The sequence below is a fragment of the Shewanella dokdonensis genome (assembly GCF_018394335.1).
GTDB classification, from domain to species: Bacteria; Pseudomonadota; Gammaproteobacteria; order Enterobacterales; family Shewanellaceae; genus Shewanella; species Shewanella dokdonensis.
Genome location: NZ_CP074572.1, coordinates 2604136 through 2618725, shown reverse-complemented (window position 1 = coordinate 2618725; position 14590 = coordinate 2604136). Strand labels below are relative to the sequence as shown.

Here is a 14590-nt window from a genome sequence, read left to right as displayed (position 1 = left end):
TGAACTTCTCAGAGATTGAGAAACTCAGGGTTCAGGACACGCAGTAACGACCAGGTTTGTGGTTAACTGCGAGTACAAAATTGGTGACCACGGCGCCAAACACTGACAGCGCTAGCAACCATGGACTGATAATAAAGAACGAGGCAATGACGATGGCACAATCCAGAACCATCTGTAACTTGCCAGCACGGATATTAAACTTGTCCTGCATATACAGGGCAAAAATGTTAAATCCGCCGAGACTGGATTTATGCCTGAACATAATCAGCAGTCCCATTCCCAACAGCAAGCCACCCACTAATGAAGCGTACAAGGTGTTGAGTTGAGTGAATCCCAGCACAGCCTCTAGGTGATCACTCATGACCGATACCACCACTATCGAGATAAAGGTCTTTAACGTAAAACTCCGCCCCATCTTGCGCCATGCCAGCCAGAAAAACGGCAAGTTCAGTAACACAAATAATTGCCCGAAAGACAAAGGGGTCAGATAAGTCAGCAGCAACGATAGACCCGCGGTTCCACCGGTGAGCAAACCTGCCTGACGTAAAAAACACGCCAAGCGACACAAAACAACTGCCGATAAACAGGGCAGTAATATCCTCGAGCAAGGAATGACCTTGCTTGGGAGCCGTAACAGATTCCATGAAAACACCGTTTATTATAATGATTAATTTTTCACTTTAAGTGCTATTTTAGTCACCACTTTGCATAAAAAGATAGCAACAGAATAAATCTGCGATCCGCGGTAGTGGCAAATTAACTGAACACTTTTGTAACATTATGGTGCGTTCAAGGAAAGTCCATATTTGAGAACAATGAGTTCAACAAGTCAAGATTTTTTCGCTATAAACCGCATCATTACGAAAAACAGTACATAAACAATACATTCCACATACGACTTTTCCAAAGATAGCACTGCGCTAAGCAAACTAATCAACCACAGTTGAATAGTTTTCATTGGGATATCACTGAGGGCAGATTTTGTTATCAGCACAGTTGCATAACCTGGGTAAAGATAAACACAAAAATGTTTAACTTTGCAGCAACATTAGTGTCATCTGAATCGCCCAGAATCGGCGCTGACCGACATGATTGTCGGCACAAAATCACAACAGGAATAACGCGAGGATAGCAATGAAAACCCTACCCCAGGTTCTGGCCGTGTTGACCACGGCTGTCGCAACCGCGTTGGTGAGCAGTGTGGCCAATGCCGCCGTTTTGCCCGCTTCACAAACGCAAAGCAGCTGGTTCACCGCCGGTGCGGAAGCTGTCGCGGCCAAAGTCGCCGAAGCACGTAATACTGGTACCGCTAAAAATATTATTTTCTTTGTTGGCGATGGTATGGGGGTATCAACCCTCACCGCAGCCCGTATCTATCAGGGACAGGTTGCCGGTAACAGCGGCGAAGAAAACCGTTTGAGTTTTGAGACCTTCCCCTACAGTGCATTGTCAAAAACTTACTCAGTGAATCAGCAGACTCCAGATTCTGCGCCAACCATGACCGCCATGATCACTGGCGTCAAAACGGAAGATGGCATGCTGTCGGTATCCTCCGAATCCATTCGCGGTAACTGCCTGTCCAGCAAAGGCAATGAGCTGAAAACCGCCTTGGAACTGGCAGAAGACTTGGGCAAATCCACTGGGATTATCTCTACCGCCCGGATCACCCACGCCACTCCCGCGGCAACCTATGCCCACACGCCAGAACGTGACTGGGAAGCCGACAGCAATCTCACCGCTGAAGCCGTTGCCAATGGTTGTCACGACATCGCCTACCAGTTGGTGATGGACGCGCCAGGTGATGGTCTGGAAGTCGCCTTGGGCGGTGGTCGCAGTTACTTCCTGCCCAATACCGTAATCGACGGTGAAGGTGCAAAAGGGCGCCGTGCCGATGGTAATGATCTAACAGCAGCCTGGGGTGAGAAATTCACCAATGCAGCATATGTCTGGAACAAAGAAGCCTTTGATGCGGTAGATGCCAGCACCACTGACCACTTGCTGGGGCTGTTTGAAGCGTCACATATGCAATATGAAGCCGATCGTGCTGACGATACCGCTGGCGAGCCATCACTGGCTGAAATGACCAGTAAGGCGATTGATATTCTTAAGAAAAATGACAAAGGTTATTTCCTAATGGTAGAAGGTGGCCGCATCGACCATGCGCACCATGCGGGTAATGCGGCGCGCGCACTGGCAGATACCGTTGCCTTGTCTGACGCCGTACAGGCCGCCATGGATAAAGTGGATTTGCAGGACACCTTGATCATTGTTTCTGCTGACCACAGCCATACCTTCACCATTGCCGGTTACCCAGCTCGCGGTAACCCAATCCTCGGGTTGGTGCATGAGCCTAATGACGAAACCATCAGCACCACACCTGCGATGGCTGCTGACAACCTGCCATACACCACGCTCGGTTACACCAATGGTCCTGGCGCCAAAACCGGAGCCAGAGACGACTTGACCGCAATAGATACCACCGAGGTGGATTTCCTGCAACAAGCACAAGTGCCTCTGAGCAGTGAAACCCATGCGGCCGAAGATGTCGCGATTTATGCCGCAGGTCCTGGGGCCTGGCTGTTCCAGGGTAGCGTTGAACAGAACGTCATTTTCCATGTCATGAACCAGGCAGGCGCTCTGGGTGGCAGCAAGTACTGATTTGAGGGATGCAAAGATGAAATTGAAAGCAATTGTACTAGCCATGATGACCTTGTCAGCGCTGACGTTAGTCGGCTGTGGCAGTGATGGCGATAAAGGTGATACGGGAGCCACCGGCCCTGCGGGAAGCGATGGCAGCAATGGCCAGAATGGCACTGATGGCCGTGATTACACGGCTGCTAACGAGTGGTTTATGGCCGGCCAAGCCGCCGTTGCCAACGCCAGCAAAAACAGTGTCAGTGACCCGGCAGGTAAAGCCAAAAACGTCATTTTGTTCGTAGGTGACGGCATGGGCATTTCTACCTTGACCGCCGCCCGCATCTATCAGGGGCAACAACAAGGCAACAGCGGTGAAGAAAACCGCCTGAGCTTTGAAACCTTCCCCTATTCTGGGCTGGTGAAGACGTATTCTGCCAACCAGCAGACACCTGACTCGGCACCAACCATGACCGCAATCGTCACGGGCGTGAAGACCAAAGATGGCATTATTTCGGTATCTGATGCCGCAGTCCGTGATGAGTGCAGTACCAGTTCTGGTCATGAAGTGATGACCGCGCTGGAACTGGCCGAAATCGCAGGGATGAGTACCGGGATTATTTCTACCGCCCGCCTGACGCATGCGACACCAGCGGCAACCTATTCCCATTCGGTTGAACGTAACTGGGAATCTGACAAGGAGATGTCACCAGCCGCCTTGAATGCCGGTTGTAAAGATATCGCCTCACAGCTTATCGACTTTCCTTACGGAGATGGGCCGGAAGTGGCCATGGGCGGCGGCCGGACTTACTTTATGCCAAATACTGCAACGGATCCTGAGTATGGTAGCGCCGGTCGCCGTAACGATGGCCGCGATCTCACCGCCGAATGGACCAGCAAATACAGCGATGGTGCTTACGTTTGGAACCGCGACCAGTTTATGAGCGTGGATACCAGCAGTGTCAAACATCTGTTAGGACTGTTCGAAAACAGCCATATGCAGTATGAAGCTGACCGCGTTGATGGCGATGGTGCTGGTGAACCTTCACTGGCAGAGATGACCAGCCGCGCCCTGGAAATGCTGAAGCAAAACGATAAAGGCTATTTCCTGATGGTGGAAGGTGGCCGTATCGACCACGCCCATCATGCCGGTAATGCCGCTCGGGCACTGGAAGATACAGTGGCATTGTCAGACGCTGTACGCGTTGCCATGGAAAAAGCCGATAAAGATACGCTGATCCTCGTGACCGCTGACCATAGCCATGTGTTCACCATTGCCGGTTATCCAGTACGCGGAAACCCGATTCTGGGGTTGGTACGTGGGGTTAATGAAAGTGGGGAACCCGCAACCACTTACAGCACCGACAGCAACGGTATGCCATACACCACTTTGGGCTATGCCAACGGCCCTGGTTTTGGATTTGATAGCGATCCAATTAACCAGGATAACCACCGCCCAGACCTGAACCTGTATAACGTCACCGATGTGGACTACCGTCAGGAAGCCACCGTGCCGTTAGGCAGTGAAACCCATGCTGGGGAAGACGTTGCTGTTTATGCGATGGGCCCTGGCGCGCAATTGGTTACGGGTTCAGTGGAACAGAACATGCTGTTCCATGTGATGAACTACGCAGCCAATCTGGTAGGTCGTGCAGAAGCGGCACAGACACAAAACTGATGCATCGGTAACGGAACAGCGGCGGTCAGCTGCTGTTCCTTTTATTCTTTGGAGTCTTATATGAAATTGCTTCCAATGCTGTTATTACTGCTGCCAACCATCGCCAGTGCCGCAGAATTTTGCCCCAGTAGTGCGCCATCCAACACTTGGGGCATACAGTACCAGCTCAGCGGCGAAAAACAGGGCACCTTGCTGTTACTGCGCCAGCGGTACAAACAGTCTTCTACAACCCGCAAAACCAAGTGGCCGAATGGTGGAACTTTGATAATCCGCAACATCCACAATTCAGCCGGGTATTTGGCGAGGCCAAGCGCCGCATCGATTACTACATGGGCGATCTGAGAACCCTAGGAGTGCAGGTATCGCAGACAGAGATTGAAAGCTTCGCCGCAGCGCATTTGCGTCAAGTATTAACCAAAGAGCCACAGTCAGCGTGCGCAGAGGCCGAAGCCTATGAAGGCGATTATCATCAAGTGCATTACCGCATGTTATGGAGCACCGCGCTGCAATTACCGCTGTCGTTAGAAACAACAGTACAGGGCAAAGTTAGCCGTTGGCAGGCACAACAATTTGTTGCTACTGACGATGTGACTCAGCATTTTCAGCAGTGGCAAACTTATAAAAGCACCGACTTTGCCGACGTTGGTGACAATGAACAGGATCCGTTCCTGGCGAAGATGATCAATCAGGGCTTTGTCGAGCATAGCGAGCACGCCGCCTATGATAGTCACGGTAATCCGCTGGGTAGCCATCACCATTGATAAATAAGGTTAAAAGGCCAATGCCCTGACATCGACCTTTTAACCTTTATAAACTAGAAATGATAAGTGACCGACGCGTAAAGCCGCCGATGTTCACCGGGGAATTGTCCAGTGCGATTGATCAGACCACTGACGGCATATTCCTTGTTAAACAAATTCTTGATGTTGAGCTGGAACTGCCAGTTTTGCCAGTGGCTCTGCCATGAGGCATCAAATACTGTGTAAGGTTTGATGCGGCCACCTTCTTGATCAAACTGCTCGCTGACATAGTCAGCACCAAAGGCAATGGCGGAATTGAGCGCGGTAATATCGTAACGACTCCACAAGCCTAACTGATGGCGCGGCGCGTTGGAAAAGCGATCGCTATACGCCCGGCTGATACCATTGGTGGCATCTTTTACCACGGTATCATTGTAGGCATAGCTTAGATTCAGTACCCAGTGCTCGGTCAGATCCCCCAGCACATCGAGTTCCAGTCCACGACTGCGCACCTTCCCCAAAGCCTCCAGTTTGTCGGTATCCGATGGATTGGTTTGCAGAATGTTTTCACGCACTATGTGATAGGCCGCAACATTGATATTTATCGCATTATCAAACCAGAAGCTACGAACCCCCGCTTCCGCCAACTTGCTTTCCTCTGGATCAAACGGCCCGCCCTTGCTGCTGAGCTGGCTGGCAGCATCCTGCGGCACAAAGCCCGTGGCCCAAGTCACGTACGGATGCAGATGTTCATTGATCTTGTAGGTGCTGCCAATGCGGTAACTGATACCGCTGTCATCATAGTCATCCCGGCTGACCTGGAGATTGTCGACCACTTTGTCATCAAAACCATCCAGACGCACCCCGGTCAGCACATCCCAAGCCTCGGTAATGCGCCATTGATCCTGGAAGTACACCCCATAACGTAACGCGGTGGTATCAGAGTCTGTATTCAGCTTTTGCTGATAACTGGCCACATCCGTTACACCATACTGCGGATCAGTGTAACTCAGCCCCAGCACCCCGCCGGATGCGGTGGCGCGCAGATAATAAAACCCTTCCTTCTGCCGGAACAGATCACCGCCGAGCAGTAAAGTATGTTGTCCTAATTCCGCCACCAAATTACCCGTCACCGATCCGGCCTTGGTGTCACGCGTCTGGTTGCGATACTGGCGAGCTGCCCAGTCTGCGACACCGTCAGCATCGGTATCTTCCATGCTCGTTGGCTCATGATATTTCTGCTCTTCGGTGTTTTCGAAATAACGCAGCGTCACATTACCACTGAGCCAACTGTTGATATCCTGCTCCAACCGTGCCTGATAAACAGTGGCATCCAGCCGCTGATAGTCGGATTTTTCATTGCTGTTCCAACGCATACTGGCGAGGAAATTCCCGGCGCGATCTGCTGGGATACCTCGTAACCGCGCACCACCATAATTCTGTTTTACATCCGTCAGTTGTAATGTCAGCGTAGTGCTATCACCTAAGTCAAACGCGTAGCCAGCATCGATAATACGGTTGCGCACATCGGTGTTGTAGCGATACGGATTTTCATGATCCTGATAAACGCCTAATCGATAACGTTGATCACCCTTCTCAGTCACCGGGCCAGTCAGCTCGACACTGCCATTGGTAAAATCATCATTGCCTAAGCCCAGCTTGATGCTGTTATTGTGCTGATATGCTGGTTTCTTGGTGACATAGTTGATCAAGCCACCAGGAGAACCCGCGCCATAAATAGCGCCACTAGGCCCTTTAAGCACCTGTACTTGTTGAATATTGAATAGTTGCGGGATGGCAAAACCATTAAACGGATCGCCACGCACACCATCGTAGAGGATCTCATCTTGACGAAATCCGCGAAACGTCACCGCCGAATAAGCATACTGGCTAACACCGCTAATAGAGCGGTATAAATCGGTGACTTCAAGTGCGGCCTGATCTTCAATCAGGCTTTCCGGCAAAATCTGGATTGATTGTGGGGTGCGTTCGATCGGCGTGTTGGTGCGGGTAGCCAACGAACCATCATTGCTACGATACAAAGACTGCGCCCGACCAACCACAGTAACACGTTCAATATTGTTATCAGACGCTTTGGCCATCTCATCAGCCAAACTAGGGGTAGCGTATAACGCACTGAGTACAGCAACAGAAATCAGTGAAGGAAACTGCATTTGACACCTTAAAAACAGCGGGGAAATGAAATTTTGCAAAATCGTAAATGATAGTAGTTATCATTTCAATTAATATCTTTGTTTTTGCTGTTTTATGCGATGCAAGCTAAACGGGCGTTAGATGTCACGTAAAACCTAAGGTTTTGCAACAAGATACTGTAAGCAAAAGGTTTCAGCAGTCACAGGTCGGGAAAACAAGTAGCCCTGATAACAATCGCAATGAAGATTGCGCAAGTAGACTTTTTCATCAATGGTTTCTATCCCCTCAGCCACTGTCTTTAAGCCCATGGTGATACTGAGTGAAATAATGGCGCTAACAATCCCCTGCTTCTTACGATTGTGGGTAATGTCACTGACAAACGCTTTGTCAATTTTAAGCGTATCGATAGGAAAATCATAAAGATATGCCAGACTTGAATAGCCAGTTCCAAAGTCATCAATAGAGATGCTGACGCCCACTTGTTTCAATGCCCGCAAGGTGCTGACGGTATAATCTAAATCGCCCATCGCCACTCGCTCGGTCACCTCTAATTCCAGTAATTCAGCCGGAACCTGATAACGCTCGAGCAAGTAGATCACCTCATCGACAAACTGAGGCCGCTGAAACATAGGCAGTGACAGGTTGAGTGCTATCGGCAACGGCTCAAACCCCGCCTGCATCCAGTCACTGAGTTGTCGAATAACCGCTTCCAGAACCCAGCGGTCGATCATCACGATCTGGCCGGATTCTTCAGCCAGCGGAATAAAGCTCCCAGGCGCCAACTCTCCCCGCTGCGGATGATGCCAGCGCACTAAGGCTTCGGCACCAATCAACACATCATCCTTGATATTGACCTTGGGTTGAAAATGCAGACACAGTTCATTGTTGTCTATCGCCAGCGCCAGATCATGTTTGAGGTTGAGTTTTTCCAGGGCATCGGTCTGCATGTCTGCCGAGAAAAAGCATAAGTGCCGCGGCCGGCACCTTTGGCGCGATACATGGCAGCATCAGCACTGCCCACCAGTTGATCTATGGTCAGGCCATCAGAGGGCGAAATGGCAATGCCAATACTACAACCGATATTGATCACCTTACCGCCAATGGTGAAAGTCTTGCTGACAGAAGCAATCAACGACTGTGCTAGCTCTATGGTGCCAACACTGTCATACGGCGATAACAGCAAAAACTCATCGCCGCTGAAACGGAACAAGGTGTCATCCAGATCTATCTGCTGTTGCAAACGGTCAGCAACCGCTTTTAACACTTCATCGCCAAACTGATGCCCCATGGCGTCGTTAACATGTTTAAAATCATCCAGATCGATGAACATTACCGCTAGCGAACGCCGTTGTTTCTCGGCCTGATTACTGCTTTTGAAAAACACATCATTGAGTTTATTGCGATTGGGCAACCCTGTAAGCGTGTCAAAATTTGCCAAGCGCCTGGCGTATTCTTCCGCCTGCTGCTGCCGGGTCACATCTTCCATCACCGCAATCAGATGTTTTACCTCGCCGCGCTGATCGGTCACGGTCGAGATAGTCCCGCGCTGCACGTATAGCTCGCCATTTTTGCGCTTGTTACAAAATTCACCTGACCAGCTGCCCTTTTCTAGCAAGGTCTGCCACATCTCGCGGTAAAACTCATCAGACTGCTTGTTAGATTTCAAGAGCCGCGGATTATGCCCCAGCGCTTCTTCTGCGCTGTAACCAGTAATGCGGCTGAAAGAGGGATTGACGTTGATAATATTACCTTGAGGGTCGGTGATGATAATGGCTTCCTGGCTGTATTCAAACGCTTCATACCCCAATTTCAACTGGATGTGATCATCCAAAGAGGTCAGCGCAAAGCTGATATCTTTCACCAAATCCTCAAACAAGCGGTGCATATCAGCATCAAAAATAAAACCGTTGCCATCGAATACCGTAAGCACGCCATGTATATGACCGGAACGATAGATAGGGAAGGATTTCATCGTTTCATATTGACGATACCAACCGCAGCCAGAGCAACAACCGCTGTGCTGTAACGCCTTGAAGCCATTGGCTTCGGAAATACGACTTAACTCTATCGGAAACACGCCGCTACCGTGAGAACAGTCATGTTCCGGGAACACATAGCGCCAGGCCACCTTGTAGGTATGGGGCGCATCCACACGCCCAGTATATGGCTGGAAAACCATCACGCAGGTCTGCTCCAACCCGATATCTTCGGTAATGATACGGCAGACTTTACTGAAGATTTCCTGTTCACTGCTGTCAAAGCCAATCAGGTTTTGATTCACACTGCTGAGCACTTCAAACATCTGACGACTACGGCGACTCTTATTAAACACCATCACTTTTTCGTTGATCAACACACAGACCGCCAATTTGACACTGAAGATGACAAAGATAAAAAACGCGAGCAATACAAAATCGTTGAGGCGCTGGTGTATATCATACTCGGCCGCCCGTAACTGCAACGACCAAAGCGCCACCAGACCGACGCTACAAAGTACCAAGCTATTAAATTTGATAGAAAAACTCACAGCGTACAAGGCAAGCATGAACACCAGTAACAAGCATTGCAGGGGATTTGATGTTCGCTGAAAGGAAACTGGCTGAAAGTCCAAGCGGTAACGGTCAACGCCAAAGCCCAATATAACAAGGACGGTAACGGTGCATCCTGTTTGGCAAAACGGTTACGCGGTAATACCACGCCATAAACAAACAGGGGAGTGAATAATAATGTCGACAGCCCGAGGTTACTGAGCCACCGCGACCAGCGCAGTACATATTCCTCGACACCGTTATAAGGCAGTAATGCGGGGATATGACTACAGATAAAGCAGGCAGAATGGCACCGATAAACAGCAACTTTATCATGCCTTCAAAACTGTTCAGTTCCTGTTGCTGGTGACCAAACCATGACAGTAACCAAGCACCAAGTAATCCTTGCATCACGACCGTTGCCGAAATCAGTGCCGCCTGCGGCAAAGGCTCACGATAGAATATAATATTTGCGATGATGCTTAACAGCAGTATGCCGATGATAAGCCAGAAATCAGCACCAACAGGCTTGGGTTTTACACATTTTAATGCCAAAACCAAGGCACCGGCCGCATCTAAATGCACCAGAAACAATGACTGTTGAAACAATATCCCCAAAGCTGCGGCCAGCATTCCATAGGCGAGCAGCCAAAGAATGCCTGGCAATTGCGCAGAGCTATCACTGAATTCCTTCAGTTGTTCCACCCAATGGCGAATCATGATTCATCCTTAATTTTGCCGTGGATTATGCGGTCAAAACTCCTTACTACGACTGCGGCTTGGTTGTCCATCGACACAGATAGCAAACGCTATTCAATTGAAAAACCATAACTTATTCATAGGTTTTAAACAGCAGCCTAACATGCCCGTTGAATATTCGCTATGGGGAATATTCAGGGTACGACCAGTGTCATAAATTTGTGGTTTTTCGGAGCAAGATAGCGCTTTCGTCAGTCGTTAGTCGCAGATCCAGTGGCGCAGATGTGGAACTAAACACGCATATTTTAGCAAGATGGCCTCGAATATCAGCATTATCGCAACTTTAAATATGCAACTAAGCTCACATTCAGTTACCTTGACATAAACCGTTATTTTAATAGCATACCGCTATATATAGAAGTATATAACGAAATGACTTCGGGACTGATAGGTTTTATGGATGTTCAGCGCCGTTTATTAATACAGGGACTGGCAGGATGTGGCGTTCTGGCAGCGTTTCCACAACTGGCAACTGCCGACCCGCAGTTGTTATTACCCTTTGGCAACATGCCTGCCCCTGGCAGCATACGCCAAGTGCTAAGCGCCGGGGCGCCAGCGGATATGTTGTTACTGGCGTTAGCGCCACAACTGCTTACCGGTTTTTCCAGCTTTGATCTGCGCCAAGGTGCACCATGGTTAGCACCATCGATAAGAAACCTGCCCAAACTAGGGCGACTTGCCGGACGGGCGAGTACCTTGTCGCTGGAGCAGTTACTGGCACTCAAACCCGACCTGATTATTGATTGTGGCAATATCAGCGATACCTTCCGTTCTGTCGCGCAACGGACAGTCGCGCAAACGGGCATCCCCTATCTGCTGGTCAGTGGCAAGCTGGCTGATTCGCCGGCACAACTGAAGCAAACGGGAGCCGTACTTGGCGTCGATTCCCAGGCAGCACAATTAGCAGCTACCGCAGAACAGATCCTCAGTGATGCCAGAACCTTCGCAGCCAGTACCGGAAAAAATCTGAGTTTCTATGCTGCGCGAGGCGCCAGAGGGCTGGAAACGGGCTTGACGGGCTCGCTGCACACGGAAGCGATTGAACTGCTGGGATTGCGAAATGTGGCCGGAGACAGTGATCGTAAAGGACTGGCACAAGTGTCATTGGAGCAATTGCTGCTGTGGCAACCGGATCTGATCATTACGCAAGACGAAGCTACTTGGCAGTATATCCGCCAATCACCACAATGGCAGGGAATTCAAGCAGTAAAACAACAACAGGTACTGTTATATCGACGCTTTCCGTTTGGTTGGCTCGATGCGCCACCGGGAGTGAATCGTCTGTTGGGGCTGAGAAGACTACAAGCCCATCTGGATAGTGGTTTGCGTCCGGCCTTTAAAGCAGAAATGCAGCAGTTTTTCCGGCAATTTTTCCATAGTACGCTCAGTGATGAGGATTATCAGACACTGGTAACCGCGATATGAAGTATTTTCCCATCGCCGCCGTTGTGGGGTTATTACTGCTGGCAGGCATGATATTAGCGCTGACAGCCGGTAAATATCCGCTGAGTCTAAGCGATATCAGCCAACTGCTATTGGGTAATCAGCCGCAAGATCCCCGCCTGTCGATTGTCTTTTGGCAAATCCGCATGCCACGCATGTTGGCCGCATTAGTCATTGGTGCAGGGTTAGCGGCAGCAGGTACCGCGTATCAAGGGATGTTCCGCAACCCCTTGGTATCACCGGATATTCTAGGGGTTGCCGCTGGCGCAGGTATGGGCGCAAGTATTGCGATACTGCTGGGATTATCCATGCTGTTTATTCAGGGATTAGCATTTGCCGGGGGCTTATTGGTGGTGACACTCGTTTGTGTTATCGCCCGTTTCACGCGGCGCCAAGATCCTGTGCTGTCGCTAGTGCTTATCGGTATCGCCATCGGTACTCTTTGCGGCGCCATGATCTCATTGATCAAAGTGCTGGCCGACCCTTATACCGAGCTACCGTCCATTACCTTTTGGCTGCTTGGTGGGCTCAATACCATTACCGCCAGTGACTTACAGATTGCCGCACCGCTGACACTATTAGGCATATTGCCGCTGTGGTTGCTGCGCTGGCGTATGAATCTGCTGAGTTTGCCAGATGAAGAAGCCAGTGCTATGGGGGTCAATGTCACTCGCTTGCGAGTCATTTTTATTGTCAGTGCCACCTTGGTCACCGCCAGTGCCGTCGCCATTGCGGGCATCATCGGCTGGGTGGGGCTGGTAGTGCCGCATATCTGTCGCATCATTACTGGTGCCAATAACCAACGGCTCTTACCTATGTCAATGGCAGTAGGTGCCATTCTGTTACTGGTGACCGATACCTTGGCGCGGACGGTAAGCACGGTAGAACTGCCACTGGGGATTATTACCGCCATGATCGGCGCCCCATTTTTCCTACTGCTATTGATGCGGAGGGAACGACTGTGACGCTAGTGCAGTTTGCCAATACGGCCATCGGTTACCCACAGCACCCGGTGCTACAGCAAATCTCGTTTAACATCGAAGCGGGTGAGGTCTGTTGTCTGCTGGGGGCTAACGGTTGCGGTAAAACCACCTTAATCCGCAGTTTGCTGGGACGGTTAGCACTGCAAGGCGGCAATATTCTGTTGCAGCGACGTCAGATAAGTGACTGGCGAGCACCTGAATTAGCGAAATGGATGGCTTATGTCCCGCAAGCACACGATGGGCCGTTTGCGTTCAGCGTATTGGATATGGTGCTAATGGGACGTAGCCCCCACCTGAACCTATTTGCCTCCCCGGCAGCAAAGGATCGGCGATTGGCACTGGAACTGCTGGAAAATCTAGGCATAGTGCATCTGGCGGCGAGGCAATATCCGTCACTCAGTGGCGGTGAACGACAATTGGTATTAATTGCCAGAGCACTGATCCAACAACCCAAGTTGCTAGTAATGGATGAACCCGCAGCGAGTCTCGATTTTGGTCACCAGATCACCCTGCTTGAGAAGGTGCGCCAGTTAAAAAGCGAAGGGATGACCTTGCTGATGTCCACGCATCACCCGCTACACGCCCGAGCAATCGCGGATCGGGTGGTGCTATTGTCGGCACAAGAGGGAGCACAACAAGGCAGCGCTGCGGCCATGCTCACAGGACAAAAACTGGCAGCGCTCTATGATGTACAGGAAGCCGATATCAGACACCATCTGGGAATCGAAATTTAAGATTATGAGGAATCACTAAATGGTACTGGACGAGTTAGACTTTGCCGAACTATATCGGCAACAGATGCAACAGGCCGGTCGCAGCACTAAAGCACCGGAACACTGGGATGCGCGCGCAGAAAAAATGGCAGAAGTATGTGCTAACCCGCAAGATCCCTACCTGCTGCAACTACAACAGAAAATGTCACTGCAAGGTGCTAGCACGCTGCTGGATATTGGCTGTGGTCCGGGTTCTGTATGTCTTAATCTGGCATCATCACTCACCCATGTGTATGGGGTGGACTATAGCCGCGGCATGCTAGAAGTAGCGGGCAAACGTGCCCATGGCATGGGGCTGAACAACGTCACGCTGATCAACAAATCTTGGGAAGATGACTGGTCAGAAATTCCAGAATGTGACATTGCTATCGCATCGCGTTCTACGCTGGTGGCAGATCTGCGTCAGGCGCTGGTCAAACTAAATAACCACACCCGGCTGCGCATTTATACCACCCATACGGTGGCAACATCTTTTGTGGATGTCGCCGTACAGCGCGCTATTGGCCGCCAGGTAGTAGAACTTCCCAATTACATTTTTGCTGTGAATATTCTGTATCAGCTGGGCATCAACCCTAAAGTTGACTATATCCGCGGCCCCAACTGCCAGAACAAGACAGATACGTTTGAACAGTTCGCCGATTCTGTCAGTTGGTCACTGGGAACATTGGATGAAGTAGAACAGCAACGTCTGTTTGATTTCTATCAGCACAAACGCCGCTTGGGAGAAACTATCGTGCCGCCGTCCAGAGACTGGGCGCTGGTTTATTGGGATAAAACCCAAACCCTGTAAAGCAATCCAGATCAGGCTTGCCGCAGGTTAGATAGCGGGCAAGCCACTATAAAAAGGCAATTTTCTAATTGCCACTGTGATAATCACCGCCTTTCAGCTCTCTGATAG

12 protein-coding genes are annotated in these 14590 nt (G+C 50.3%); 7 read left to right on the top strand and 5 right to left on the bottom strand.

What is annotated here, in order from left to right:
- Nucleotides 1–31: 31 nt before the first annotated feature.
- Complete coding sequence (locus KHX94_RS12635; protein ID WP_213680916.1) at nt 32–568, bottom strand: YitT family protein; 537 nt, start codon at nt 566–568, stop codon at nt 32–34.
- A gap of 566 nt (nt 569–1134) precedes the next feature.
- On the opposite strand from KHX94_RS12635, the gene KHX94_RS12630 reads away from it, so the two are divergent.
- The 3 genes from KHX94_RS12630 (at nt 1135) to KHX94_RS12620 (ending at nt 5073) form a co-directional block, all read left to right on the top strand.
- Nucleotides 1135–2658, top strand: a complete 1524-nt coding sequence (locus tag KHX94_RS12630; protein ID WP_213680915.1) for an alkaline phosphatase family protein — start codon at nt 1135–1137, stop codon at nt 2656–2658.
- A 16-nt stretch (nt 2659–2674) separates the two neighbouring features.
- Nucleotides 2675–4312, top strand: a complete 1638-nt coding sequence (locus KHX94_RS12625; protein ID WP_213680914.1) for an alkaline phosphatase — start codon at nt 2675–2677, stop codon at nt 4310–4312.
- Nucleotides 4313–4554: 242 nt separating this feature from the next.
- Complete coding sequence (locus KHX94_RS12620) at nt 4555–5073, top strand: hypothetical protein (protein WP_213680913.1); 519 nt, start codon at nt 4555–4557, stop codon at nt 5071–5073.
- Nucleotides 5074–5126: 53 nt separating this feature from the next.
- Here the strand turns inward: KHX94_RS12620 and KHX94_RS12615 are convergent, their stop codons facing one another.
- The 4 genes from KHX94_RS12615 to KHX94_RS12600 form a co-directional block, all read right to left on the bottom strand.
- The gene (locus KHX94_RS12615) at nt 5127–7226 is read right to left on the bottom strand and encodes a TonB-dependent siderophore receptor (protein WP_213680912.1); all 2100 of its coding nucleotides are present in this window, start codon (nt 7224–7226) and stop codon (nt 5127–5129) included.
- Nucleotides 7227–7361: 135 nt separating this feature from the next.
- Nucleotides 7362–8153, bottom strand: coding sequence for a putative bifunctional diguanylate cyclase/phosphodiesterase (locus KHX94_RS12610; protein WP_213680911.1), 792 nt, complete (start codon nt 8151–8153; stop codon nt 7362–7364).
- Complete coding sequence (locus tag KHX94_RS12605) at nt 8096–9751, bottom strand: sensor domain-containing diguanylate cyclase (RefSeq protein ID WP_213680910.1); 1656 nt, start codon at nt 9749–9751, stop codon at nt 8096–8098. Before KHX94_RS12605 ends, KHX94_RS12610 begins: the two co-directional genes overlap by 58 nt.
- A 76-nt stretch (nt 9752–9827) precedes the next feature.
- Nucleotides 9828–10454, bottom strand: a complete 627-nt coding sequence (locus tag KHX94_RS12600) for a hypothetical protein (RefSeq protein ID WP_213680909.1) — start codon at nt 10452–10454, stop codon at nt 9828–9830.
- 411 nt (nt 10455–10865) lie between these two features.
- On the opposite strand from KHX94_RS12600, the gene KHX94_RS12595 reads away from it, so the two are divergent.
- The 4 genes from KHX94_RS12595 to KHX94_RS12580 are packed head-to-tail and all read left to right on the top strand — an operon-like array spanning nt 10866 to nt 14482.
- A complete protein-coding gene (locus tag KHX94_RS12595; RefSeq protein ID WP_213680908.1) occupies nt 10866–11918 on the top strand; it encodes an ABC transporter substrate-binding protein in 1053 nt (350 codons plus the stop codon).
- Nucleotides 11915–12901, top strand: coding sequence for a FecCD family ABC transporter permease (locus KHX94_RS12590; protein WP_213680907.1), 987 nt, complete (start codon nt 11915–11917; stop codon nt 12899–12901). The genes KHX94_RS12595 and KHX94_RS12590 overlap by 4 nt, the downstream gene beginning before the upstream one ends.
- Nucleotides 12898–13653 carry an ABC transporter ATP-binding protein gene (locus KHX94_RS12585; protein ID WP_213680906.1) on the top strand — a complete coding sequence of 252 codons (756 nt, stop codon included), beginning with the start codon at nt 12898–12900 and terminating at the stop codon, nt 13651–13653. The genes KHX94_RS12590 and KHX94_RS12585 overlap by 4 nt, the downstream gene beginning before the upstream one ends.
- A 19-nt stretch (nt 13654–13672) precedes the next feature.
- On the top strand, nt 13673–14482 hold the full coding sequence (locus KHX94_RS12580) for a class I SAM-dependent methyltransferase (RefSeq protein ID WP_213680905.1): 810 nt from the start codon (nt 13673–13675) through the stop codon (nt 14480–14482).
- Nucleotides 14483–14590: the final 108 nt, after the last annotated feature.